The sequence below is a fragment of the Gordonia sp. SL306 genome, from assembly GCF_026625785.1.
Taxonomy (GTDB): domain Bacteria; phylum Actinomycetota; class Actinomycetes; order Mycobacteriales; family Mycobacteriaceae; genus Gordonia.
In genome coordinates, this window is record NZ_CP113063.1 from 3,578,300 (window position 1) to 3,602,527 (window position 24,228).

General features: G+C 66.0%; 27 protein-coding genes, 1 tRNA gene and 1 pseudogene. 7 read left to right on the top strand and 22 right to left on the bottom strand.

The genetic code is table 11. The features are described from left to right. Positions 1 to 17: 17 nt before the first annotated feature. The 4 genes from OVA31_RS16365 to OVA31_RS16380 form a co-directional block, all read right to left on the bottom strand. Positions 18 to 650, bottom strand: a complete 633-nt coding sequence (locus OVA31_RS16365) for a LutC/YkgG family protein (protein WP_267627657.1) — start codon at positions 648 to 650, stop codon at positions 18 to 20. After that, on the bottom strand, positions 647 to 2,167 hold the full coding sequence (locus OVA31_RS16370; protein WP_267627658.1) for a LutB/LldF family L-lactate oxidation iron-sulfur protein: 1,521 nt from the start codon (positions 2,165 to 2,167) through the stop codon (positions 647 to 649). The genes OVA31_RS16365 and OVA31_RS16370 overlap by 4 nt, the downstream gene beginning before the upstream one ends. Next, the gene (locus tag OVA31_RS16375; protein ID WP_267627659.1) at positions 2,164 to 2,904 is read right to left on the bottom strand and encodes a (Fe-S)-binding protein; all 741 of its coding nucleotides are present in this window, start codon (positions 2,902 to 2,904) and stop codon (positions 2,164 to 2,166) included. The genes OVA31_RS16370 and OVA31_RS16375 overlap by 4 nt, the downstream gene beginning before the upstream one ends. An 81-nt stretch (positions 2,905 to 2,985) precedes the next feature. Next, complete coding sequence (locus OVA31_RS16380; protein WP_267627660.1) at positions 2,986 to 5,040, bottom strand: DNA/RNA non-specific endonuclease; 2,055 nt, start codon at positions 5,038 to 5,040, stop codon at positions 2,986 to 2,988. Between the two features lie 351 nt (positions 5,041 to 5,391). Here OVA31_RS16380 and OVA31_RS16385 point away from each other — a divergent pair, with 351 nt between their 5' ends. From OVA31_RS16385 to OVA31_RS16395, 3 genes are read left to right on the top strand one after another with little or no spacing between them, the layout of a single operon-like run. Next, the gene (locus OVA31_RS16385; protein ID WP_267627661.1) at positions 5,392 to 5,790 is read left to right on the top strand and encodes a hypothetical protein; all 399 of its coding nucleotides are present in this window, start codon (positions 5,392 to 5,394) and stop codon (positions 5,788 to 5,790) included. Beyond that, on the top strand, positions 5,787 to 6,134 hold the full coding sequence (locus tag OVA31_RS16390; RefSeq protein WP_267627662.1) for a hypothetical protein: 348 nt from the start codon (positions 5,787 to 5,789) through the stop codon (positions 6,132 to 6,134). Before OVA31_RS16385 ends, OVA31_RS16390 begins: the two co-directional genes overlap by 4 nt. Then, a complete protein-coding gene (locus OVA31_RS16395; RefSeq protein ID WP_267627663.1) occupies positions 6,135 to 6,563 on the top strand; it encodes a DUF6941 family protein in 429 nt (142 codons plus the stop codon). A 393-nt stretch (positions 6,564 to 6,956) separates the two neighbouring features. Here OVA31_RS16395 and OVA31_RS16400 read toward each other — a convergent pair whose 3' ends face one another. From OVA31_RS16400 to OVA31_RS16480, 17 genes are all read right to left on the bottom strand, one after another. Beyond that, the gene (locus OVA31_RS16400; protein ID WP_267627666.1) at positions 6,957 to 7,256 is read right to left on the bottom strand and encodes a hypothetical protein; all 300 of its coding nucleotides are present in this window, start codon (positions 7,254 to 7,256) and stop codon (positions 6,957 to 6,959) included. A gap of 78 nt (positions 7,257 to 7,334) precedes the next feature. Continuing rightward, positions 7,335 to 7,604 carry a hypothetical protein gene (locus OVA31_RS16405; protein ID WP_267627667.1) on the bottom strand — a complete coding sequence of 90 codons (270 nt, stop codon included), beginning with the start codon at positions 7,602 to 7,604 and terminating at the stop codon, positions 7,335 to 7,337. A 9-nt stretch (positions 7,605 to 7,613) separates the two neighbouring features. Continuing rightward, entirely contained in the window at positions 7,614 to 9,083 is a 1,470-nt protein-coding gene (locus tag OVA31_RS16410) for a terminase large subunit domain-containing protein (RefSeq protein ID WP_267627668.1), read from the bottom strand. Continuing rightward, on the bottom strand, positions 9,080 to 9,583 hold the full coding sequence (locus OVA31_RS16415; RefSeq protein WP_267627669.1) for a hypothetical protein: 504 nt from the start codon (positions 9,581 to 9,583) through the stop codon (positions 9,080 to 9,082). The genes OVA31_RS16410 and OVA31_RS16415 overlap by 4 nt, the downstream gene beginning before the upstream one ends. Beyond that, complete coding sequence (locus OVA31_RS16420; protein WP_267627670.1) at positions 9,564 to 9,836, bottom strand: hypothetical protein; 273 nt, start codon at positions 9,834 to 9,836, stop codon at positions 9,564 to 9,566. Before OVA31_RS16420 ends, OVA31_RS16415 begins: the two co-directional genes overlap by 20 nt. Beyond that, on the bottom strand, positions 9,833 to 10,504 hold the full coding sequence (locus OVA31_RS16425) for a hypothetical protein (protein WP_267627671.1): 672 nt from the start codon (positions 10,502 to 10,504) through the stop codon (positions 9,833 to 9,835). Before OVA31_RS16425 ends, OVA31_RS16420 begins: the two co-directional genes overlap by 4 nt. Then, the gene (locus OVA31_RS16430; RefSeq protein ID WP_267627672.1) at positions 10,491 to 10,652 is read right to left on the bottom strand and encodes a hypothetical protein; all 162 of its coding nucleotides are present in this window, start codon (positions 10,650 to 10,652) and stop codon (positions 10,491 to 10,493) included. Before OVA31_RS16430 ends, OVA31_RS16425 begins: the two co-directional genes overlap by 14 nt. Further along, positions 10,652 to 11,002, bottom strand: coding sequence for a hypothetical protein (locus tag OVA31_RS16435; RefSeq protein ID WP_267627673.1), 351 nt, complete (start codon positions 11,000 to 11,002; stop codon positions 10,652 to 10,654). Before OVA31_RS16435 ends, OVA31_RS16430 begins: the two co-directional genes overlap by 1 nt. Further along, positions 10,999 to 11,220 carry a hypothetical protein gene (locus OVA31_RS16440; RefSeq protein ID WP_267627674.1) on the bottom strand — a complete coding sequence of 74 codons (222 nt, stop codon included), beginning with the start codon at positions 11,218 to 11,220 and terminating at the stop codon, positions 10,999 to 11,001. Before OVA31_RS16440 ends, OVA31_RS16435 begins: the two co-directional genes overlap by 4 nt. Positions 11,221 to 11,324: 104 nt before the next feature. After that, a complete protein-coding gene (locus tag OVA31_RS16445; protein ID WP_267627675.1) occupies positions 11,325 to 15,215 on the bottom strand; it encodes a phage tail tape measure protein in 3,891 nt (1,296 codons plus the stop codon). A gap of 78 nt (positions 15,216 to 15,293) precedes the next feature. Beyond that, positions 15,294 to 15,560: a hypothetical protein gene (locus OVA31_RS16450; protein WP_267627676.1), complete on the bottom strand. Its 267-nt coding sequence runs from the start codon at positions 15,558 to 15,560 to the stop codon at positions 15,294 to 15,296. 454 nt (positions 15,561 to 16,014) lie between these two features. Continuing rightward, positions 16,015 to 16,260 carry a hypothetical protein gene (locus tag OVA31_RS16455; protein WP_267627677.1) on the bottom strand — a complete coding sequence of 82 codons (246 nt, stop codon included), beginning with the start codon at positions 16,258 to 16,260 and terminating at the stop codon, positions 16,015 to 16,017. A 232-nt stretch (positions 16,261 to 16,492) separates the two neighbouring features. Further along, entirely contained in the window at positions 16,493 to 18,556 is a 2,064-nt protein-coding gene (locus OVA31_RS16460) for a bifunctional DNA primase/polymerase (protein ID WP_267627678.1), read from the bottom strand. Then, positions 18,553 to 18,831 (bottom strand): hypothetical protein, encoded by a 279-nt coding sequence (locus OVA31_RS16465; protein WP_267627679.1) that lies wholly within the window; start codon positions 18,829 to 18,831, stop codon positions 18,553 to 18,555. The genes OVA31_RS16460 and OVA31_RS16465 overlap by 4 nt, the downstream gene beginning before the upstream one ends. Next, on the bottom strand, positions 18,831 to 19,160 hold the full coding sequence (locus OVA31_RS16470; protein WP_267627680.1) for a hypothetical protein: 330 nt from the start codon (positions 19,158 to 19,160) through the stop codon (positions 18,831 to 18,833). Before OVA31_RS16470 ends, OVA31_RS16465 begins: the two co-directional genes overlap by 1 nt. Continuing rightward, the gene (locus OVA31_RS16475; RefSeq protein WP_267627681.1) at positions 19,157 to 19,345 is read right to left on the bottom strand and encodes a hypothetical protein; all 189 of its coding nucleotides are present in this window, start codon (positions 19,343 to 19,345) and stop codon (positions 19,157 to 19,159) included. Before OVA31_RS16475 ends, OVA31_RS16470 begins: the two co-directional genes overlap by 4 nt. Then, entirely contained in the window at positions 19,342 to 19,707 is a 366-nt protein-coding gene (locus OVA31_RS16480; RefSeq protein ID WP_267627682.1) for a hypothetical protein, read from the bottom strand. The genes OVA31_RS16475 and OVA31_RS16480 overlap by 4 nt, the downstream gene beginning before the upstream one ends. Before the next feature lie 484 nt (positions 19,708 to 20,191). Here OVA31_RS16480 and OVA31_RS16485 point away from each other — a divergent pair, with 484 nt between their 5' ends. After that, positions 20,192 to 20,716: a hypothetical protein gene (locus OVA31_RS16485; protein WP_267627683.1), complete on the top strand. Its 525-nt coding sequence runs from the start codon at positions 20,192 to 20,194 to the stop codon at positions 20,714 to 20,716. 38 nt (positions 20,717 to 20,754) lie between these two features. Further along, positions 20,755 to 21,819, top strand: a pseudogene (locus OVA31_RS16490) (tyrosine-type recombinase/integrase); the annotation flags it as partial. Positions 21,820 to 22,037: 218 nt separating this feature from the next. Here the strand turns inward: OVA31_RS16490 and OVA31_RS16495 are convergent. Then, positions 22,038 to 22,113, bottom strand: a tRNA-Lys gene (locus tag OVA31_RS16495). Positions 22,114 to 22,272: 159 nt separating this feature from the next. On the opposite strand from OVA31_RS16495, the gene OVA31_RS16500 reads away from it, so the two are divergent. Both OVA31_RS16500 and OVA31_RS16505 read left to right on the top strand, forming a co-directional pair. After that, complete coding sequence (locus tag OVA31_RS16500) at positions 22,273 to 23,562, top strand: sensor histidine kinase (RefSeq protein ID WP_267627684.1); 1,290 nt, start codon at positions 22,273 to 22,275, stop codon at positions 23,560 to 23,562. Positions 23,563 to 23,569: 7 nt separating this feature from the next. Then, the gene (locus tag OVA31_RS16505; protein WP_267627685.1) at positions 23,570 to 24,196 is read left to right on the top strand and encodes a response regulator; all 627 of its coding nucleotides are present in this window, start codon (positions 23,570 to 23,572) and stop codon (positions 24,194 to 24,196) included. The last annotated feature ends 32 nt before the right edge of the window (positions 24,197 to 24,228 follow it).

The following is a 24,228-nucleotide window of genomic DNA, read 5'->3' on the forward strand; positions in this document are numbered from 1 at the left end:
GGCAACCCTGTCGCGGGTCACCCAACGATCAGCACGTGCAGTGTCCGTGGCCCGTGGACGCCCTCCACGCGATCGAGCTCGATGTCACTGGTGGCGCTCGGCCCGCTGATCCACGTCTGCGGATGTGTGTGAGCCCCGGTCTCGACGAGTCGGGCGACCGCCTCGGGGACATCGCCGACCACCTGATCCTTGTCGACGATGCAGACATGTACGTCTGGCACCAACGACACCGCGCGCCGCCCCTGACCTGGTCCGTGGTCGAGGACGATGGTGCCCGTGTTGGCCATCGCGACCGCGGCGGTCGTCACCACCGCGCCGACCCCATCGAGGTCGGCGGGCGAGAGGCCGTCGTCATTGCGCCATTCCAGATCGACCCCGAGGCGTCGGCGGACGACGTCGTCCGCAACGATCGCACCGCTCACCCCGGAGAGCGCTGCAGTTAGCGCGGCGTCCAGGTCGGCCGCCGACACCTGCTCGACCGCGGCACGGTAGTCGGCCACCCGTTCGGCGAAGCGATCGATCAGGCCGAGGTCGCCGGTGCTGACCGTCTGCCCGTACGCCCAGTCGACGGGCGTCTCGTCCACGTGAGGATCGCTGACGTCGTCGAGCGCGGTCCGGATTCGTCCGAGGATATCCTCACGCGCGCTCATGTCCCGGCCTCGCTGCCCTCGTCGTTTCGGGTGGCACGCTCGCGTTTCCACCAGTCGCGGAACGACTCCTTCGGTGGCACCGGGATGTCGCGAGAAGAACTCCAGCCGGCCAGCGGTCCCGGAATCGACCCGATCGTGGTGCGCCGCCGGAAGAATCGGTTGCTCGAGGTCGCCGCCTTCTGTGCGGCCTCCAGTCGCTTGTGGGAGCCGAACATCCAGGCCATCGCCTTCATCGCCGCGGCCTCCGCCGTCGGGAGTCTGCCGCGATGCTCGTCGACGACCCGGGTCCGCAAGTGCACCAACAGTTCCGGGATGTCGATACGCACCGGACAGGCGTCGAAGCAGGCGCCGCACAGGCTCGATGCATACGGCAGCGACTGATCGACAGCAGAGCTGGTGCCACGGAGTTGCGGGGTGAGGATGGCGCCGATCGGGCCGGGGTAGACCGAGCCGTAGGCGTGGCCTCCGGCGCGCTCATAGACCGGGCACACGTTGAGGCACGCCGAGCAGCGGATGCACCGCAACGCATCACGGCCCACGTCGTCGGCCAGCACGGTGGTCCGATTGTTGTCGAGTAGGACGATGTGCATATTCTGTGGACCGTCTCCCGGGGTGACGCCGGTCCAGATCGACGTGTACGGATTCTCCCGTTCCCCGGTGCTCGACCGCGGCAGCACCTGCATGAACACCTCGATGTCGGACCAGGTCGGCAGCACCTTCTCGATACCGACCACCGAGATCAACGTCTCCGGGAGGGTGAGGCACATCCGGCCGTTGCCCTCGGACTCGACGACCACGAGACTTCCGGTGTCGGCTACCGCGAAGTTCGCGCCGCTGATCCCGACCTTGGCGCGTAAGAACTTCTCGCGCAGGTGGAGTCGTGCCGCCTCGGCGAGTCGCCGCGGGTCGTCGGTGAGGTCGTCGGGGGCCGGGCGGCCGACCTCCTTCATGCGTCGCAGGAAGATCTCACGGACCTCGCTGCGGTTGCGGTGGATGGCGGGGACCAGGATGTGGCTCGGCCAGTCATCGCCGAGTTGCACGATCAACTCCGCGAGGTCGGTCTCCCAGGCGTCGATGCCCGCGGCCTGCAACGCCTCGTTGAGCTCGATCTCCTGGGTGGCCATCGACTTGACCTTGACCACCTCGTCGGCGCCGGTCCGGCGGACCAGGTCGACGACGATCCGGTTGGCCTCCTCGGCGTCCCGGGCCCAGTGCACCACCGCGCCGGCCGCGGTGGCCTTCTCCTCGAATTGCACCAGGTAATGGTCGAGGTGACGGAGGGTGCGGTTCTTGATGGCCTCCGCCGCCAACCGAAGGTCCTCCCAGTTGTCGAGTTCGGCGACGACACTCGCACGTTTGGAGCGGATGATGCCGGTGGCGTGGGCGAGGTTTCGACGTTGGGTGGTGTTGGCGAGTTCGGTGCGGGCGGCGACCGGGAACTTCGGCATGCCGACGAAGGTGGATGTCACACCGACATGGGGATGACCGGTCTCGGGAACGGGGTGGGTGGTCGTCATGCTGGCTCCGTCTCGGTCGACGCCAGTATCTCGGCCAGGTGCATCATGCGGATGCCGGAGCGTTCCCGCGACAGCATGCCGCCGATGTGCGCGAGACACGAGTTGTCGCCCGCCACCAGGACTTCGGCGCCGGTCCCTTTGACGTGTGCGGTCTTGTCCGAGCCCATCGCCACCGAGACGTCGGCGTTCTTCATCGCGAACGTGCCGCCGAAGCCGCAGCATTGCTCGGCTGCCGGTAACTCGACCAGATCGATCCCCTTGACGCTTCGCAGGAGTTGCAGCGGCTTCTCGCCGACTCTCAGCATCCGCAGCGAATGGCACGTCGGGTGATAGGTCACGCGATGTGGGAAGTACGCACCGACGTCGGTGACGCCGAGAACATCGACGAGGAACTCGCTCAGCTCGACCACCTTGGGTACCAGGACGTCGACGGCCGAGCGCAACCCACGATCACCTGCGCGGTCCGCGAGCCACGGATGCTGATGACGCACCGACCCCACACACGATCCCGATGGCGCGACCACCGCGTCGTAGCCGCCGAAGACGTCGACGAACTGACGGACACCCGGGATGGCCTCATCGGCGTAGCCGGTGTTGGTGAACATCTGCCCGCAGCAGGTCTGCTCGACGGGGAACTCGACCTCGACCCCGAGTCGCTCGAGCAGCAGCACCGTGGCCTTCGGGGTGTCGGGCCACATCGTGTCGTTGAAGCATGTGGCGAAGAGCGCAACCCTCATGGTGGGATCATCCACCTCGGAGCGGGCGCCCGCAGCGGATCGGCTGGTCGGTGGCGAGATCCGGCCGACTCGGGGCAGAGGTCACCAGTCGACGTCGTCGAGGGCGGTCAACGCTGGTCCGGCGGATTCGAGGCCGACCTGCATGGTGTCGTGGTCGGCGAGCGTGCCGAACCTCAACGCGGTCGTGGAGGCGATCTGCGCGATCGGGGCCTGGAACACCGCAACCGTGCCGAGTTCGGCAAATGCCTCGGTGCCGTCGCCGAGCGCGGCGTCGAGTCCGGCGCTCTGGTCGGCGATGAAACCGGTCGCGCGGAGCCGGCCTGCGTGCACACGGATCACGATCTTCCAGAACGCCCGGGGAACGGCGACGTCGCGGTAGACGGGGTCGTCGGCGCCGAACACGGGTCCGGTGATGATGGTGATGCGTTTCTTCTCCGCGCCCGCATTCGTGAGCGCGTAGTTCTCGATGCCCTGCCACAGGTGTTGATTGAAGGCAGAGATCTGCGGACAGCAATTGGTGAAGTGAAAGGTGTCGTCGGCCGAGAGCTTGGCGGTGGCCGGGCTGCCCCACGCCGGGTCGAGTCGACGCACCATGTGGCCGCGATCGAAGAAGCGTGGTCGCTGCGAGGCGAACACCTCCTGCCCGAGTTGCGCGTCGGTGTCGATGCGCGGGTCGGTGTACCAGATCTCCGCGGCCTCGACCTCGCCTGTGGTGCGGTTGATACTGCGCAGTCGGCGTCCGTCGACGTTGACGATGGTGTACACCGGCATTCGGCGATCTGCGCGGATCACCAGGCTGAAATGGTGATACCGGAGCACCACACCGGCCGCCGATCGGCGCATGCCGTGCGGCAGCGCGCACTGCTTCACCAGCGCCGTCGGGAGTGTGGGGAGCGCGACCGCCTGCGGGAGGAAGTCGGGCTCATAGCCCCGCCGCTTGTCGTAATCGGTTTCGGGGGCATCGTTGCGTTCGAGGACCATCGCGCCTGCCGTCGGCGGCGAACCGTCGGACAGCACATCGATCGGCGGCACGTCGTCGGGCGTCGAAGTCGGTGACGCCGCGAGGGCCTCGGCCGCGATCGCGCGGCCGTCGACGATCCGTAGTTCGGGAAGGACGAGCTCGGCGGATACCGCGGTGGCCGTCCCGATCGTCGGCGGTCGTGTCGGTGCGGTGGCCGTCGTGCGGGCAGATCCCATCGGCGGATTGAGCGCCTCGGCGAGGAGATCTCGGAAGCGCAGGGGCAGATCGTCGTGACGGAGACGAAGGGCCGTGACGACCGCGCTGGCGCGGATACCCTCGTTGCAGTCGTCGGGGGCCGGCGCGCCGGTGTCCAGGGTGCGGTCGTTGCGCGGGCCACCGGCGTGATGCAGTGCGACGAGACAGAATTCGTCGTTGTACACAGGACTCCCGCTTGATCCGTGCAGCGTGTCAGCGGAGTAGAAGAGAGTCGTCGACGACGCGCCGCGGCCGACCACCCGGTTCTCACGCAGCGCGATCTGCTTGAAGTCCCCGTCGGGATGCTCGATGACCGAGACGAAGTCGCCTTCGGCATGTTTGTCCGCCGCCGACGACAGCGGGGTGAACCCGAAGTGCTCGAGTGCCTTGTCGCCCGCAAGCCTGGGGCCGACCGCGATGAGGCTGACGTCCAGGTCGTCGACGGGGCTGGTCCAGAAGAAGGTTGTCGGGTCGAACCGGAACTCGGTGACGATCTCGGGGATGTCGTCGATGCACAACTGATAGTCGAACTGCAGGCTCGATGCTGCCGCGTCGGTGGCATCGGGGATCACGTGATGGTTGGTCATGAACAGTCGCGGCGACACCATGACTCCGGTGCCGAGGGGCCGGCGGTGGCGGTCCAGGACCCGGGCCACGGTGGCCGACGCACGACGGGCCAGGTCGAGGTAGGCGATAGGGACGTAGTCGGCCGGGCCCACGAGCTTTTCCAGAGCTCCGTCGGCGGTCGGCGCGATAAGTGCGGCGACGCGTTGTCTGCTCGACGGGGAGAGGTCGTTGAGCATCTCGGCGTCGCCGCCTGCGAGTTTGGCGATCTGCGGGCCGGTGAGATCGCCGCCGGTGACCGCGGACAGTCGGCGCACGAGTCGGTCATGATCGGGTTCGGAGAAGATCGTGGTCATCGAGCCCTCCAGGGCATCGGTTCCGGTGTCTGATCCAAGTGTGGACCGACTCCGCGATGCCGCCGCGAGTAGACGACTACCTGTCTTTGCAACCCAATTGGCAGGTGTCGCGCCCGATGTTCGGTGCCCCCAGCAGGGCTCGAACCTGCGACCTGCGGATTAAAAGACGGAATCCGCCGTCGATCGGCGACGATCCCGGTCAATCATCATCGATAGAATAGGCAGGTCAGGGTTGGTTTCGGAGGTCGCGGCGCCATCGGTCTCGATCCCGCTCGATCGGTGTCGTGTGACCACGGCGTGACCAAAGGTTTGCGCAACCAGAGGTAGCGGACCCTTGGGTACAGTCGCACAGTGACCAGTGGCCTCTATCCCGACGCGACAGTCATCCGTGCTGGGAAGATCAGGGATGCTGAGATCCTTGGCGTTCGGGTCGAGAATGCCGTACGTGACGGGTACGGCCCCGTCGTCTCAGTGTTCTGCGACGTCGATCGAAGTGCTTCCGCCTCTGGCATGACCTTGTTTGAGCTGTGTATTGTTAGTCGAATCCCGCATTCAACGGTGCAGCTGACGACGGTTTCGCGACTTGCCGAACAAGGGTTCGAACTTGAACTCGATACGACTGACGGACAGGCGCGAACCCATCATCAAGTCACCATGACGTGGCCAGTGGAACAATCGGAACTAGCAAGGTTCGTTGCTTGTTTCGACGAGCCGATACTGAACCCGACCGGAGGAAAGGTGCCGCAATGAAGGTGGTTGACGTTGACTTCAGTACGACAGTGCGCGGCGGCCTCGTACGCGCGGCGCAATGGCGCGCATCTGCCCCGCTCGGTCAAGGCGAGCATGTCATCGCAGTTGATGCTGACGAAGACATGGAGTTCGAGGCAGTCGTTGAGACCATCGAGGACGACGTCGTCTATCTGTCGGTGCTGTGGCGTGACCGAGTGCCGAGTTCCGCGAACCTCTCGATTGATCTCGCCAACCTTGGCCTTGGCCCTGTCGCGTCTCTCTTGACCACGGGACTAGCCCCTCGAGTGGTCGCACATCAAACGCCGGTTACCCCGATGAACAACACTATGGCAGCCTCACACTGAATGAAGATTCGACTTCTGCTAGCCGATGCCGCGCAAGCCGACTCGAGCAACGGGAAGGTCAATGCCCTCGGCCTGGGGTGGACGACGATTCCGACGCCGACTCCAGGATTCAGTCTGGTTATGTTTCTTGACATCGACTGGGACGAGACCAACCAACAGCACAAGCTGAAATGCGAGTTGCTGACTGATGACGGTGTCGCCGTTCACGTTCCAACGCCGCTGGGGGACCAGCCCGTGGTCTTTGAGGCGTTCGCTGAAGCCGGCAGGCCACCTGGGACGACTCATGGAACGCCGTTGCGCATGCCTCTTGCACTTACAGTGGGCCCGGGTTTCCCTCTGCCGCCGGGACGCTATGAATGGCGGGTTACCGTGGAGGGCTTCGACGACGCGACGGCTGTCGAGGGATTTACGGTCGTACCCCAGCACTGAATCCCAGACCAAGGTAGGTGTGAGTGAGCGACTACATGTCCATTCGTGAGACCGCTCACTACATGGGCTGGAAGGGCCCAGGTACTGGGACGAGCCCCCACCCGCAGACGGTCAGCCGGTGGTGTGCAGCGAGGACGCTCAAGGCCGTTCAAGTGACCGTGCCAGGCGGCACCTACAAGGTCCGCCGCTCCGACGCTGACGACTTCATGCGCCGCAACCTGCGCACCCCCGATCAACGATTGCCGTGATCGACGTACGAGTCACCCGGCCCGCGTCCTCGTGTCACCGTCGAGTCGGCGCGAACCACGCGGTCGGGGTCTCTCTCGATCTCTTCTGACTCTGCGAAGGCGGCCGCCAGTCTGGGGCTGATCGCCGGCTCGTCGTGAGCGGGCATCAGAACTCCGTTCTCAGTGCCCGCAGGCTGTCTCGGGTACGTCGGCGATCGCGGCGGCGACGCTGGCGCTCCGTTCGGTCCGGCCACTCCTGGGCATGACACATCGGGCAGCAGCAGGCACTGGTGCCGGTGTAGCGGAACTCGCGCCGGCACTGTGAGGTGCCGTAGGTGTAGGCGAGTCCGACTTCGGCGGGCGGAAGGTCACAGACGCCGTCGGTGTGGTCGTGGATCTCGCGTGATTCGAGGTCGTGGTGGGCGAGTTTCACCCAGAAGGGTTTTGTCTTGTCGGTACGGGACATGATGTCGCTCCGCGGTATCTCGCTCCAGTGGCGAGTAGAGCGACGTTACTCCAGACCTCGAGTCATGTGAAGCCTGTTTCAAAGGCCACCATTCGGCTCACCGGGGGGGCGGTCTGGATACTCGTTGTCGAGTGCGTCTGCAGTCTGCTGGAGCCAAGAGCCAATCTCTCGCGCCGCAGAGGGGAGAAGCTCGAACACGCGCCGATCGACGGCGCCTCTGCCGTCGTCGTCTGTCCGATAGATAACGATCTCGACATTGTTTTGCTCGCCGGTTTCTGATCGTCCGGTCGTAACGACCCACTCGCCATCGGTGGTTCGAATTGGCAACGGCCCGTGGTAATCACTCATGGACAGAGCTTAGACCTTGTCGCCCTTGCCGCCCCAGAAGATGTGCTCGTTGGGGCTCGTCGATGGTCGTTGCGGGATGCGGGTACCGCGTTCGGTCGTGAGGATGTCGCCTGAGCCGCCGAGACGAGACGGCCAGGCCTCAACCGCGGTGCTCGTCGCGATGACCGATGCGGCCTGCATGAGTGCCATCGCGAGGTCGTCGTGGCCGATGTTGTCGGGTACCGAGATCTTGTAGGTGCCTGTCTCCGTCTGCTCGTAGGACAGCGCATGGAGCTGGCGTAGTAGGTCGGGATGGTTGGGGAGCACCAGTCGACCATCTTGGAGTAGCACCTTGAGCCGTGCGAAGCCGGCGTTCTTGCGGGCCGCGGTGGTGGTGACCGCGTTGACCATCAGGTTGCCGGACCGCGGTAGCTCTCGCATCTTTCTGGAGAGCACCTGGGTGGGCATCTGCCCGACGCCGTTGGTTTCGGAGATGAATCGCTGCACGTTCAGGTGCTTGGCGTGTTCGATCAGCCGGTCGATGAAGGTGGCGTACTCCATTCGGAAGTGCTGTTCGATCGCCGGTATCCAGAACACCGGCTCGCTGCCGTACTTGGCGGCGTTGAGGTCGACGTCGCCGGAGGCGGCCAGGTAGACAACGGCGTTGGCGTCATGGGCCATGCCCCAGTCGAGGCCGCCGACGACGCGATAGTCACCGCGTGGGGCCATCGGGTCGACGAGTTCGTATTCGGCGCGGGCGTTGTCGAGTTCGTCGGTGGAGAAGTAGGCGCCGGCCTGGTCGCCCCACTCGGCCAGGTACTCCATCGCGAACTTGTGCGATGCCGTGTGGGATTGGATGCGGGCGAGGAAGTCGTCGTCGATGAGTGGGGACAGTGACGACGGCCAGTGGAACGAGGTGCAGTAGTCGTCGGGTTTATCCATGCCCATCTGCCACATGACGCGGAAGAAGTGGTCGACGCCGCCCCACGGTGTCGAGGACAGGATGATGCGCGAGCCGGGCCGTGCGATCACGGTCGGAAGGGCGGCCTGCCAGATCTCCTCGTCGACGAAGCCGGCCTCGTCGATGATGAGCAGGTCGACCGGTTTACCTCGGATGCGCTTCTGGGAAGCGGGTACCGAGATGATCCGCGAGCCGTGGGCGAGGACGATCTGATGCTTGGTCTCGTCGTAGACGGTGCCGCGCAGGATGTCTGATTCGGAAGCGAGCGTTGCGCACTCGGCGAGGAGTGTCTGTGAGGCGTCCTCGCCGGCCGACACCAGTAGGACCAGCGCGCCGGGCTGGACGTAGGCGCGGTACAGCGCTTCGATCGCCAGCGTTCGCGACTTGCCGACCTGGCGACCAGCGCACATGACGCGGATACGCGCCGGGGATGTGACCATCTCGCGCTGGTAGCCCCAGAGAGGTTGCCCGACAAGGTGCTCGGCGAATCCGGCAGGGGATCGGACGCCGGTGCGGAAGTCCTCGGACGTGATTGTCATGTCGCGTTCTCCTGCTGGGCGATGTCGGCGATGAGCTTGGCGATGTTGACCTGGGTGTCGCTGGTGTCCTTGCCCAGGCGCGCGTTGGCCAACGGGGTGAGGCCGAGGCGGTCGGCGAGGTTGCTGGCGTGCTTGCGGACGCGCAGGAGGTAGTCGGCGGCGCCGGTCGTTTTGCCGTCCTCGCCCCACATGCCGTGTTGGTCGACGTAGGTCTGCAGTAGCTCAACCTGAGCGAGGACTCGCGCGTACTCGAGGACGGCCTCGCGGTAGAGCGGGTCTCGCAGTCGGGTGTGCTGCTCGAGAAGCTCGTTGCCGATCTTCGCTGCCAACGGCGTGATCATCCGCTCCGAACGGGCCCCGTGTTTGAGCGCTGCCGTGTTGTTGGCCTCGAACGGTGGCCAGGTGTAGCCGCGGGCAGGTATGCCGCTGGCAGGCTTCTGGCCGCCGATCGGGATGACGGTTGCGTTCTGAGCCGGTGCGTCAGGGTCCTTCGATGCCAAGGGATTCCACCTCTCTGATCGTGCCGGCGGTCGCGCGCATCGCGGTGGCGAGTTCGGCGGGGGAGACGTCGGGGTCGGCTCGTTGCGCCCAGTTCGCCGCATAGCTGACGAGCGCGACGACCAACGCCGTGGTGTCGGGGTCGGCGCGGATCACGGTCGCCGCCCCGACGATGGGGTCGAGCTGTTGGGCGACGGCGTCGAGCGCCCGGCTGACAGGTTCCCAGCCGAGCGCCGACGCCTGAGGCTCGCTCACACCTCGATCCGACGGATGTAGTTGCCGAGGCCGTGGTCGACGACGACCTCGTGATTCTTGGCGAACTCCGCCTCGCGGGCTGCCTGCTCGTCGGCGATGCGCTGCTGACGTTCGCGATGCTCGGCGACCTGCTCGTCGCTGGACAGGGCGTGCGGTGTCAGCGTCTCGCCTGCGGCCTCGCGCTGGGCCAGGGCGACATAGTCGGTGCCGAGCCCGATGATTCGCCGGTCCATCAGTTGAAGGTCGACGCCGTTCATGTGGAGGTCTTCTCGCCGGCGTTGCCGCTCAGCTGCCATGTCGCCAGTGCCGCCTGGAGAGAGGCCCAGGCTGTTGATCTCGCCGCCGATCGTATTGCGTTTCTCGGCTAACTCCGTGGTGGCTGCCTGCAACTCGACGACCGCGGCAACGGCTGCGGCGTAGGCCTTGCGTGCCCGCACGGTGTCTGAGGTCATGAGTTTGTCGATACCGTCGCGAAGCTTCTTGGCCCTGGAGACATCGCGGTCGAGCTGAGCGCGCTCCTGCGCGCGATTCTCGGCCACCTGGTGCAGTGAGGCCAGATGCTCAGCTTCGCGAGCGGCGGCGAGATCTGCGGCCGTGATGGTCGTGTCGCCGTCGCGGACTCGGTCTTCAAGTTCGGCGAGGGGCGGTTGCGGGTCAGCCTTCGTCATGGTCGGTGTTCTCCTTCTTCGGGGTGAAGTGGTCGGTGATGGCCTCGTCGAGCGAGGTCGCCGTGCTGCCGGTGCTGCGAGGTGCCTTGCCCCTCTCGAGCGCGGCCTCGAAGGCCCAGTACAGCGCGAACCGTGGGTCGCCGCTCATCAGGCAGCATCCACAGCTGCGAACACCGCGGCGGGGTCGCCGGCGAACGCATCGGGGTTGGCGTCGTAGGCGTCCTGGTAGCGGTAGTCGACGGCGTGCAGGGCATTCGCCGCGTTGGCGGCCGGGTCCTGGCCGTCCTTCGCGAGGCCGCCGGTGATTCGCGAGCCGTCGGAGCGAATGACGACCGAGGTGCCGTCCTTGTCGCCGTTCGGGGTGAGGTAGTCGCCGTTGGCGAGCACCCGGGCGCCGTTGGCGAAGTGGTACACACCCGCGTCGTCGACGAAACCGAGGTCGGTGTGTCGGCCGCCGGGGCCGTAGGTGTTGATGCGGTGGACGGAAGGTTCGGTCATGATGCTTCTCCTTGATGGGCAGTGGATGTGATCGAGGCGCATGCTTCGGCGGCGACGAATCGCAGCCCCGCGGCGGCCTCGCCCGCGGATTGTTTCGGGTAGGCCAGCGAGTACAGCTCGGCCGCATACGCCGACAGTGCGACCATCAGACGTGCAGATCGGGGATCGGGGTCGAATCCGATGTCGATTGGTTCGGGGTCGAGGTTGACGGCGATCATCTCGAGGGCAGTCGCGCGTACTTCGGCCGCCTGGCCTGGTGTCAGACTATCGTGCAGTGACGGAAAAGGCTTGCGGCTGAGACGCTTTGACCGTCGTGGCCGCGTCACCAGCTGTGCCTCAGCGATGCCATGCGTGCCTCGTTGAACGGGTCTCGGCCGTCCTTGACGACGATGGTCTTACCTTCGGCGGTCAACTTCACGAGCTTTTCGACCAGAGGGATGAGCTGGCCGCCGATCTCGCCGACCGCCCCGGCCAGCACCGCCGATGTGTTGTTGCCGGTGTCGATCTGAGGGGTGATGTTGCTGAGGTCGACCTTTCGGTCCACCGCCATGCCGATGTAGGGCTCGACAACGGAGAGGGCGGAGAAGCCTCCACCGACGCCCAGCGCGAGGTAGTCGTACCAGTTGTTGGGTGCCATCGTGTCGGACTGGTCGTCGGTGTAGCCGCCGAACCCGACGGTGCCGCCGCTCGCGAACATCTGCGGTTGGACCTGTCCGGCGTTGATGGCCTTGAGGTACTGGCGCATTCCGGGCTGCTCGGCGATCTGCTTGCGGATGATCTCCTCGCCGGGCATGCCCATCAGCGGGACGCTGTCGGTGTTGCCGACGCCGGGGATGGTGCCGCCGAAGGCGAACCGCCGCATGTCCGGGGGGACGATCTTCTGCGAGGTCGGGTCGGTCGTGGTGATCTCGAGGCCACCGGGCAGGTACTTCGTCGAAAGCTTCATCGCCTCGGCGTCGGGCTCTGCAGCCTTCGGCGTGGTCGTCTTCGGCGTCGTGTCGGTGGTCGGTGTGGTGGTCGTGATCCCGCTGGGCCAGTTCGTGACGAACACCTGCTGCACGCCACCGGCCGCGGTAGCACTGTCCGGTGCTGCTGTTTTGACCGCCGACAGTCGGCCCAGCGATGCGGCCAGCTCCTTGTCCGCCTCGTCGGCCTTGGCCTGATAGTTGGAGCCGTCGGAGAATGCCGAACGCTGCACAGCTTGCGCCATCTGCGCCTCGGACATGGTGTCTTTGCCCTGCACCTTGTCGAGAGCGTCGTAATACTTCCCGGCCGCGATGGTGGTGTCCTGCAATTCCTTCGGATCACCCCAACCCTGCGACGGCCGCTGCTGGAAGGCGCCGACACTGTCTCGGTCGCCGTAGTCGAGGTCTTCGCCATCGGACTCGGCCAAGGCCGCCATGACCGCCGAACGGATCTCCTTCTCCGACTTACCGCGCTTCTGCCCCTCGGCGACGATCTCGTCGATGTTGCGCTGCTTCGAGGTGAGCTTCGACGGGTCGTAGCCCCCCGGTGCGGCGGCCTGCTTGACCGCGGTGTGCCCGAGCGCCCAGTGGACGTGGTCGGCATGCTCGGCCATGGTGGCGGCGCCGTAGAAGGACATGCCGTCGCCAACATCCTTGCCGTCCTTGATGTTGTGACCGAACGGCGAGTGAATCAACTCGAGGCTGTCAGGGTAGGTCTGGGCAATCCAGCTGGCGATGCCGCCCATGTTCGATCCGGCGATATCGATGGCCTTGCCGGCGTTGTGGTAGTCAGGATGCCCCTCAGTCATCTCCGTACGGGTGCCGGAGGACATCTGCGCATCGGGGAACTTCGTATGCACCGAGTCCCACATCGACTGCTGGTCGGTCGATGTGAGGCCCGGAGTCGTGACCTGGCCGCCATCGGCGAAGCCGTGAGCGAACATCCGCGGGAAGCGACCTTCGTTGACGGCCTTCATGAAGCCGACGCCGTAGTAGTCGACGGCGGCGACCTGGTGGACGAACTCGCGATTGGACAACGGGGTGAGGATCAGGTCATCTTTCGGTCCGCCCGGGCCGAACACCTGACCACCGCCCGCGCTCGGCGGTCCGGCGATGATGCCGCTCGAGTTGCCGGGGGCGAACGGATTCTGGCCGGACTGGTAGCCGCGGACGATGACGTCCTTGTATTCGGTTTCTGTCCACTTCCCGAACTTCTTGGCGTTCTGGTAGGCCTTGTCGTCGGCGGTGACCAGCACCTGCTTGCCGTTGCGGTTCACGACCTCGATGCCGATAGCCTGCAGCTTCTGCAGTACGGGGTCGCCCTCAGGGATGGACGTGCTGATCGTCTTGTCGTTGTTGGTGGTGGCCTCGACGCCCATCTGCTTGAGGAGGTTGAGGACGTCATTGCCGCCGGGGGCGTCGACCCTGATGTCGGTGTTCGGCGGAATCGTCTTGATCGTGTCCGCCAGATGGTTGGCCTTCTCCGCTGCGCCACCGAACATCTCGGCCAACTGGCTCGTCTGCTTGGCGGTGGCGCGGATGCCGTCACCCACACCCATCACCTTGTCGCCCGCCGACTTGAGCGCATCGCCGACCCCGCCCATGCCGGGGATGTACGAGGTGAGCTCGCCGATGGCCTTCATCGACGCGCCGATCGGCATCAACAGTCCGTCAGCGATCATGCTGCCGACCCACAGCATGCGGGAGCCGAAGCCGAGGAGGTAGCCGGTGGTTTGCAGCACGACCGCGCCGAACTCGGCACTGTACTTGGCGGTGTTGATGAAGAAGTTCTCGATCTCGGTGCCATGGGATTCGACCCAGTTGGCGAAATCGCCTGCGGCCGGTCCGAACGCGTCGGCCAGCTTGGCCCGCATGTCGTCAGCGGCGACCGAGATGCGCCGCTTCACCTCCTCGATCGAGGTGGCGCCGTTGGACATGTCCTGCGCCGCCTTATCGGTCGCACCGCCCGTCTGGCCCAGCTCGTTGCGCGCCTTCGAGAGGTCGAACTTGTCGAAGGCGCCGCCCAGGTCTTCCCACTGGGTGCCGAACAGTGCCGCGGCGATCTTGTTCTTCTCCACGCTCGGCGGCATCTCGCGCAGACTGTCGAGGATCTTGTCGAGGCCCTGCTTGGCCGGCTCGCCACCCTTGGCGAGCTCGCCGGTGATCTGCTCGACGTTCAGACCGAGGCCCTGCAGCGCCGTCGCCGTCGACTCCGAACCGTCCGTGGCGCGCAGAGTGAACTCCTTGATCGCATCCGCCGCGACGTCGGTGTCGCGGGCGCCGTTCTGCCACGCCTGGTTGATCAGGCCGAGCGCATCCGCGCCATCGAGGCCCACCTTGCGGAACTGGGTGCCGTACTCGTTCATCGTGTCGAGCAGATCGCCCGACAGGTTCAGGCCCTTGTGCTGGGCAGCGGTGAGCAGATCCAGCGCCTCACCCGCATTGTCGGCAAGCCCCGTCTTGACCATCTGACCGGCCGCCCGCGCCGTCTCAGGGATCTCGGTGCCCATGATCGTGCTGACCGTGCTCAACTTCTCGATCACGGGCTGGATCTGCGCCGCGGTCGCGTTGCCATCGAGGAGGCCTGACTGCATCGCCACGCCAACCGATTTCATGTTCTCGTTGACCGAGTCGCCGAAGACGTTGGTGTAGGCGCCCGCAGCCGCCTTACCCGCCTGCTGCGCCTGCTCAGGGGTCCACCCGAACGTGGCCTTCGTCTTGCCCTTCTCCTGTTGCTGGTCGAAGCCCTTGTTCACCTGGTCGGCCAGGGCAGCACCCGCGGCCAGGCCCAGGGCTGCCGTACCCGCCAGAGCGATGCCAATGGGTCCGCCCTTGCCGCCGATCGAGGCGATGCGGGGTGCAAAGCCGGAGACGAAGCCTGCGCCGGATTCCTTGCCTGCCTCGCCGGCCGCCTGGCCCATGCCGGAGAAGGAGTCGGACAGTGCGGTCTTGCTGTCGGCACCCACCTTGCGGAACGCACCGGCGAATGCCCCAGAGATGCCGTCGCCCGCCTTCTTGGCGTCGCTCTCAGCCTTGCCGAAGGACGACGACATGCCTGTCTGGGCGCGCTGCGCCTCCTGGGTGGCGCTGGTGCCCACGCCGTCGAAGGCTTTGCCGCTGCGCCGTCCTGCATCCTCGGCGTCACGGCCGAGCTGCTTGAACTGGGTCTTGGCCTTGTCGGTGTCGCTCTGGAATCCCTTGATGTCCAGTTCGATGGTGGCTCTGAGTTTGCCGACGTCGAGGGGCATGGTCAGTCTCCTTGGGTGGTGGGCTGGTGGGTGGTCATGCGGCTGGCTTTCCGGTGAGGCCCGGTCGTTCTCCACCGATCACGTGCCGGCGGATCTCGGCAGGCTGAGACCGTGCCCAGGCGCGGCAGGTGGCCAATGCGGGGCAGCGGAAGCACATAGCTGCAGCGGCGTCGTGGCGCCGCTGCAGTGCCTGGCGTCCTCGTCGTGCGCCTTCGGATCGAACAGGTCAGGTCGGGTGGTGCAGCGGGCACCGGGCAGCTTGGGCAGGCCGGCCAACATCGTCGACATCAGCGAGATCTCACCGGACTCGAGGCGATCGGACTTGCGCGGCTTGCGGGTGCTCACTGGTCCCACTCCTCGAGTGCCGACCTGCGGATTAGGTATCCGCTCGCGCTGTCATCTGTGCTGGTCACAGCGTCAGTGGTCACACCTTGGTCACGTGTCACTCGGCGGCGAGGTGGACGGTCCTGCCGTTCAGTTGTGCGCGCATCGTTTGTGCATGCCGAGGCCGACGTGGAGGCAGGCAGGTTGCGCGAGCGTGCATCGTTGGCGTCGGTCTCTACATCGCTGCCACGCGTGGCTTCGTCGGTGGTCTTGCTCTGCTTGCGGGCTTGGGCTCGTACGTGTGGCTGTACGGCGTCGGATGAGCTGTAGCCGCGGGTGATGCGTCGCCGTCGGCTCCATCCGTTGAATAGGCTGAGCAGTTCGTCGAGTTGGTCGAGTTCGTCGGCGCTGAGTCGCCCTCGGCTGACTCGGGTGGCCAGCGCGTGCAGACGGGTGGCGAGGTCGTCGAGGTTGGTCATGCCGCGTGCTCCTGGATGTGGCGATCGACGTCGGCTTGGGTGATCTCGTAGGCGAGTTGTCCGTGTTCGCGGCGAAGCTTCTCCGCCTTGAAGCCGGCGCAGTGGGCGAGCCGGTGTCCAGCTCCGCCGCCGTGCCAATGCTGCTTTTTGCAATGCGGACAGCGGATGACGACGTCGATCTGTCCGCTCGGCCGGATGTGCGCCTTGATGACTTCCGCCTCCGGGGTGGGCTGATTACTCATGAGATCCGCTCGCTCTCGATGCCGATTTCCGTGACCGATTCGGGGGTGGGGCTACCTCCCGCCTCTCTTAAGAGAGGCGGTCGGGCGTGATAGCCCGTGTGCGTGATAGCCGTGATAGCTGCCGTGATGCTGTGACCTGCGATGATCTTCTGGCCGTGATAGCTGCGAGGCCTGCGTGATAGGTCACGCTTGAAACACGTGCGTGATAGCCCGCGTGATAGGCGTGATGGGGTCATGACGCCTCCTGCCGAACCGTGATCGGGTGGTAGGTGACGGGGTCTTTGGGCGAGGTGGCCACGCGGGAGGTCAGCCGCCCGTCGCGGACGAGTCCGTCGAGTTTGCGGCGTGCCTTTTCGACCTTGTTGCGGTCGGGCTTGTCGGTCTCGAAGAGCAGGCGTGCCGCATCCTTGACGGTGAGTCCGCCTGATGCTGCCGCCGCGATGAGATCGACCTGGCCGTGGATGGCCATCTGTCCGCTCTGCTGGTCGTGCAGGAGCATCCACGGGCCGAGTTCTTCGACGGGCTGCTTGACGTGGTGGAAGCGGACGACGGCGTCGCCGGGGTTGCCGTTGAGCAGGATCACCGAGCCAGCGCCCGAGGTGATCCAGGTGGAGCCGTAGACATCGGCGATGTCGGGCTTTTTGTCGGCGCTGATCTTCTTGATGTGGTGTAGCTCGAGGATGTTGCGGCCGGATGCGAGCAGGGCTTGCCGGGCCCGGTTCCATCCGGCACCGACCTCGTCGTCGGACAGACCGATGGCGGCGTCTTTGAGGCTGTCGACGATCACGGTGTCGGCTTCGGCCGCCTCGGCGAGTTCGGTCAGCATGCGGGTGTTCTTCGCGAGGTCGTACGGTGGCGGGCCTTTCCAGACGACGAGCCTGCTTTCGAGGTCGACTGGGTTGGCGCTGCCTAGTTGTCGACGGAGGGCGCGCGCCGCCTGGCGTGGGCGGTCCATCGCGAGGTAGAGGACGCGGTCGGCGCGGCGAACCGGCAGGCCGAGCGCGGTGGCGGGGGTGGCCGAGATGAGGGCGGCGAGCACGTTGCCCGCCAGCGTGGTCTTACCGACGCCTTGGGGGCCGCAGATGATGAGGGATTCGCCGTCTGCCCACAGCGATCGGTCGCCGTCGCCCCACAGTGAGGTGACGCCGTCTGGCTCGCCGTGGATGAAGGTGGCGCCGTCGAGCATGATGCCGGCGAGGCCGCGTTCTTCGGTCGTCGTGTCGGCGACGGTGTGCAGGCGAACGTCACCGCCGCCTTCGGGAAAATCCACGGTCATCTCCTGGGCCCGGCGACTGTCGGCGAGTTGGATGATCTGGGCGTCGGCGACCTCGACGGTGGGCGTTCTGGCGACCTTGCTCAGTGCCGAGGTCCATGCCCGCTCGTACTCGGCGTTGGCGTCGGCTTCGGTGCGGCTGCCGTCGGCGGTCACCGCGGCGACGAACCTCCCGCGGAACACGTCACTGGCATCGCCGACGCCCGGCTCGCCCTGCTCGACGAGACGCGCGAGTGCCATGGTGTTGGCGGTCATCGCGTCGTGGCGGCTGTCGACGTCAGAGAGGCCTTCGAGTGCTTTGCTGAGCGCGCGGCAGACTCGATCCGACATGAGGCCACCGGTGACGACGACCGGCTCGGCATCGGGGCGCGTCGGTCCCGGCTCGGGTGTCCGCTTGAGCGCTTCGAGCCATGTATCGGGCAGTGCGGGCAGATCATTCGGCGACGGGACGGAATCAGCGGCGTGGCCGTCGATGCTGCGCCAGCGATACTCATCGCCGCTGGGGTGCACTGACGGTGCGACGACCAGATAACGGTGGGTGGTTTGGATGATCTCGATGTGGCCGAGACCGAGGTCGGGAAACGAGATCTTCGTCGCCAGTCGGGTGCCGGCGGGGACGGTGTAGAGACTGATGCCCGAGCCGTCGGCGCGGGCCGAGGAGAACCAGGTGGCCGGCAGTGTGCCCCAGCGTTTCTGCGCCTCGGCGATCGTGTGTGCCCCGGTCTTGTCGCCGTAGGCGTCGACGTCGATGCCGATGACACCGTCGGGGAGATGCAGCGCGACGTTGCCGTCGGGCCGGTCCTCGAGCCATGCCTGGATGTCGGGCCGTGACGGCGTGAGGGCGTCGTATCCGGTGAACTTCGACGGCGGCGGGAACTTCTTGCCGACAGGCAGCGGGAGGACGCCGCGCCAGCCCGCGTCCCAGTACTGTCCGGCTGCTGCCGCGTACGGGCCGGCAGGGGACAGCCCCGAACCCGCCGAGGTCGTCTCGACGGGCTCGGGAGTGCTGAGGTTGGCCGTCACGCGGTGGTCACCCGGTAGGTGTCGCCGGGAACAGATCGGTACGGCGCGTCGAGGGTGCCGTACCGCATGTTGGTCATCTCGCCATCCCAGCCGGGGACATCCTCGACAGGCACATAGGCGACGCCGACAAGGAATCCGAGGACGGTTCGCGTTCTACCGGTCTCGCTATTTCGTTGCATCAGAACGATTTCCGCACCGTACATGCGGTCCGGTGTCACCGCGTACGGCCCATTCCGGTCGTCGCGGCGTCGCGTATTGAACGTTTCCCAGGCCATCAGAGTGTGGCCTCCTCTCGTGGTCCTTCGGGCGCCGGGACGACGACCACGTGCGTGCCGCTCCCGATCTCGCGCACCAGTTCGACACCCTCGCGGCGGGCGTAGTGGATCAGCAGATCGCGGACATCGGCATCACGATCGCCGGTCGCGGCCTGGTATTCCTTGAGGCGCCGACGACCGTTGCGAGCGAGCGCGGCCGGCCACATGGCGTCATCGGACGGTGGGATGTCGTGCACGCCAGCGCCGGTCAGCAACGCCATGCACCGGGCGTCCATCGCGATGTCGTCGCGCCTGTCGGAGATGATGCGAAACACTGCGGTGTCGGTCATGACGACACCAGCCGGAGTTGCGGCCGCACGGGCTCGGCGGTCTCTCGTGGCGGCAAGTCCATCCGGTCACGGACGCGGTAGGCGGTGACCAGCAGCTCGGACAGATCTTGTGCTGTCATCAACCGCAAGGGGAGTTCTCGATACACGGTCGACAATTCGTCGATCAGATCCTCGTGCCCGCTCATGCCGACACCGCCTCAGCGAGAAAGCCGGCGTTGGCCGTGTGGTCGGCCTTGGCGGCCGCGACCGCGGCGAGGATCTGCAACGCGAAGCGTTCGGCGTTGTCGAGGTCGTAAAAGCTGATGTCCTCGTCGCGTTCGCCGACGTTGACGGCGATGCGGTAGTCGAGGATCGGCTCGACGAACATCGGCGAGTTGTCGGCGGTCCGGATCAGCGCGACGCTGACGAGTTGCATGTCGTCGAGCTCGTTCGACTCGACGGGCGCTGCCTCGCGGGCGATCTCCTCGTCGATGAAGCCGCCTCGGGCTGTGGTGCCGATCGGCGGAAAGTCGAAGTTTTCGGCGGGGTGTGTCAGGATGTTGGTCATCAGATCTTCCTTCGGTGGCGTTGGTGTTCTGTGGCCTGGTTCGGGATTGGCGCCCGACCAGGCCGTTTCTTTTGGTGTGCGTGCCCGCGCGGCCTCAGGCCGTGAGCTGCCGATTACATTCCTCGAGTGGCGAAAGACCAAGAGCGTCAAGGAGTCCCGAGGTGGGAACCTTGTAGATCGCCCCTACGCGAAGGACCTTGAACGGAAGTTCTCCGCGCTTGGCCATGCGATAGCCGTTTGCCTCCCCGATGCCCATCGCGGAGAGGGCGAATCGCAAATTGACCGTGGCCTGGCGCGAACACACCTCCCGAACGTGCTGGGGAGTGGGGCCTGTCATCGTGACCTCCAGTTGATTCGAACTGTGTTGGCACCCCGTGTCGGAGGTGTGTAGATAGATAAGCACGTGTCAGCGACGAGTGCAACCCCCCGACGCGGGGTGTTGTGATCAATTGACGCGGAGTGACAAGTCGGGCATGCTGGCCGAATGCCGACCATGCAAATTCCCGATACTGGTCCTGGGGTGGAGGTGCTTCCAGGTATCTACGTCCCGGATAGGGCCACGGTCCATGTCGAGGACTACCGAGGATTCGACCTCAGTGCGGAGTTGGTCCTCGATGACACGCCTCGCGTGCTTGTTGATTCGCTGACGGTGAAGCGCCGCGCGAATGGTGATCTGATCACTGCCGATTCTCTGAGAACTATTGCGGTGCAGTGGATTATTCATCACTACATCAAGGGTCAGATATATCTGTCCCGGCCCGATCAAGGCGACGGCGACGAGGTAGTCGCGCAGGGGCTCATCGACGCCGTCGAGGCTGACCGCCTTCGGGAGCAGGGGCCGAACCCTGAAACGGTGGAATGGGTGGGGCGCGTCTACAAGTTGGCTGTCCTTTGTGGCGATGGGCCCACTAAGGCCGTAGAGAAGTCTTTCGGAGTCTCGCGGAGCACGGCGGGTAATTGGATTGGTCGAGCACGCTCTGCCGGCCATATACCGCCGGTGGAGAGTTAGCCATGCGCGGCAGTGTGAAGCGCGGCGACTCGAGCTGGATGTATGTCGTCGACCTCGGTAACGATCCCGCCACCGGCAAGCGTAGGCAGGAGCGTAAACGCGGATTCCGGACCAAGCGGGAGGCCGAGGAAGCTCTCGACGAGCGGCTGGGGGAGGTGCGGACGGGCGTCGTCGCCGTCGACCAGCGCCTCACGCTGGCGCAGTACCTCGAAAGCTGGCTGGCCGCCAAGGAGCAGGCCGGCATCCGCGCGACCACGCTGCGGTCGTACCGCCAGCACGTCGAGTCCTACATCGTTCCGCACATCGGCAACGTGCGGCTGCGCGACCTGCGGGCCACACACGTCGAGCACATGCTGGCGCAGATCGCCAAGCCGCCGAGCAAGCCCGCGAAGGGCGCGACGATCGGAAAAGGGCAGCGCCGCAACCCGAAGCCGCTCGGTCCCGCCACCCAGCGGCGCATCCATGCCACGCTGCGTAGTGCGCTCACGTCGGCCAAGAGAAAGCACCTGGTGGGCTTCAACGCCGCTGCGGACATGGAGCTGCCGAGGGCGCCTCGGCCGAAGGTGAAGCCGTGGGAGGCGGACGAACTCGGCGCGTTCCTCGACTATGCCGTCACTGACCGGCTGGGCGCTGCCTACGAGGTCTTGTCGTTCACTGGGCTGCGTCGCGGCGAAGTCCTCGGCCTCCGATGGGACGACATCGACGTCGAGCGCAGGGTGATCGTTGTGCAGCGGCAGATTGTGGAAGTCGACGGCACCGGCGTCGAGTGCCCGTTTTGCGGCGGCGAGCATCGGCAGTACCGGTTCGGTGACCCGAAGACCGCCAGTGGTGACCACCGCAAGGTCAACCTCGGACCGCGCACGCTCGGTGTCCTCATGGCGCAGCGGCTCGCGCAGGAGTCTGAGCGAGCGGAGTGGGGGAGGGCCTACGACGATCACGGCCTCGTGTTCGCCCGCGAGGATGGCTCGCCTATCCCGCCGGCGGACTTGACCGAGAAGTTCCACGACCTCTCGGACGCGGCGGGGCTCAGGCGCATCCGATTGCATGACTTGAGGCATGGCGCGGCGTCGCTGCTTCTGAAGGCCGGCGAGCCTTTGGTGGTGGTGTCGAAGATGCTCGGGCATTCGTCCATCAGCATCACCGCGGACACCTACAGCCACATGCTTGACGGCGTCGGAGCCCACGCGGCGGCCGCTGCTGAGGCCCAGGTCCCTCGAGCCGGTCGTGACCAGTCAGAAGCGTCGCGTGACCAATCGGTGACCACGGAGGCCTCTGGAGATGACGAAAGCGACTCGCTCGGAAGCGAATCGCCTGGTCAAGATGGTGCCCCCAGCAGGGCTCGAACCTGCGACCTGCGGATTAAAAGTCCGTAGCTCTACCAACTGAGCTATAGGGGCGTGCCCCGCAGAGCAGGGCGACGACGAGTTTACAGGCCCGGTCGATGCCTGCGATGCGGCCCCGTCGAGCAGCAGCTGTACCGAGGTGGTGCAGGCACTACCCGAGGTCTCGTGGCAGGGACAGTGTGTTCGTGTGGACGCGATCATAGCGTCACAGCAATGGTGACCACACCGATGGATACTCTGCCCGCCGATGCCCACCCGAAACCGTCAAGGGCCGTGCCGACCGGCCCGACGACGTCACCCTGGTCGGTGCTGCGCCAGAACCCGTTTCGCTTCCTCAGGTCCTCGGCCCCGTGGCGCGGTCTCGCCTACCTGGCCGTGTCGCTCGTCTTCGGCTGGATCTGTTTCTGTCTCTACGTCGTCATCGTGCTGATCCCGTTCGCGCCCGGGTGGTCGTATTACCTGGCGATGGTCGAGCGACAGCGGGTGCGGCTGCTGGGCGTCGTCCCAATCGCGAATCCCCATCCCACGCTGTACCGGATCGGGTTTGCTGCCCGGGCTGGTGAACGGCTCGGGGAGGCGGCGACGTGGCGTGAGACCGGCTACTCGCTGATCCTCGCGGCCTTCGCGCCGTTGATGTCGCTGGGACTGATGGTCTATTTCGGCGCTGCGGGGATGCTGCTGCTGGCTCCCGCGATCGCGCCGGGCGAGGAGTTCCAGCTGGGTGGGTGGGTCATCGACTCGTCGGCCGAGGCGTGGACGCTCACCGTGATCGCGGTTCCGGTGCTGGTGCTCGGCGTCTACCTCTGTGCGTGCGCGGCGGCCGGTCTCGCCTCGCTCTGCCGAGGGCTTCTCGGCCCGAGGGAAGAGGAGCTCACCGCCCAGGTCGCCGATCTGCGTGCGTCGCGCGGCATTCTGGTCGACTCGTTCGAAGGGGAGCGCCGCAAGATCGAACGCGACCTGCACGACGGTCCTCAGCGCGATCTCGTCGGCGTGTCGATGCAACTCGGTGAACTCCAGCTCGCCACCGACGACGACTCCGTGCGAAGCCTGGCGGCCGACGCACAGGCGCGCGTCGAGCAGGCGCTGGCCGGTCTGCGGGACACCGTCCGGGGCGTGCACCCGAGAGTCCTCGATGATCACGGCGTGCCTGCGGCGTGCGTCGAACTCGGCGGCCCGATGCCGGTACGCGTGGCCATCGGTGACGGCTGGGAACACGGCACAAGGCTTCCCGTCGACGTGGAGCGTGCGATGTACTACACCGCGAGTGAGGCGGTCACCAATGCCGTCAAACACTCGTCCGCGACCGGCGTGACGATCACGTTCAGCAGATCCGCCGACACGGACACGATGGAGATCGTCGACGATGGCGTCGGAGGTGCCGATTCGGGTGCGGGCACCGGACTCGCCGGGCTGGCCGAACGCGCTTCCGCGGTCGGCGCGTCGCTCGAAGTGGCCAGTCCGACGGGCGGGCCGACTCGCCTGTTGTGGTCGAAACGGAGGTAGGGGAGACGTGCGGATCGTGGTCGCCGAGGATTCGGTGCTGCTCGCCGAGGGGCTGTGCCGAATCCTCGAACGTGCCGGTCACCAGATCGTCGACATCGTCGACAACGCTGTCGGGTTGCGGTCGGCGGTGACCGACGACGTCGAGGTCGTCGTCACGGACGTCCGGATGCCGCCCGACGACGGGGACGACGGACTCCGCGCCGCCCTCTCCCTTCGTCAGCAGCGTCCCGGTCTACCGGTGCTCGTGCTCTCGCAGTACGTCGCGACCGCCTACGCCAAGCAGCTCCTCGACTCCGGAGGCGCGGTCGGCTATTTGCTCAAGGAAAGGGTGGGCCGGGTCGGCGACTTTCTGCGCGCAGTGGAGACCGTCGCGGCAGGCGGGGTCGTGGTCGATCCGGAAGTGATCCGCCGGATGGTCGGTCCGTCGGTGCTGGATCGTCTCAGTCCGCGTGAGCGTGAGGTCCTCGGTCTGATGGCCGAGGGCAGTACGAACGCCGAGATCGCGGCGTCGCTGGTGGTGTCGGATGCCGCGGTGGCCAAGCACGTGGCCAACATCTTCGCCAAGCTGGATCTTCCACCGCAGGAGGGAAACCGCCGGGTACGGGCCATCCTGACCTACCTCGCGCAGCGATGACGCCGAACGCAAATTCACCCTCTGACCATAGG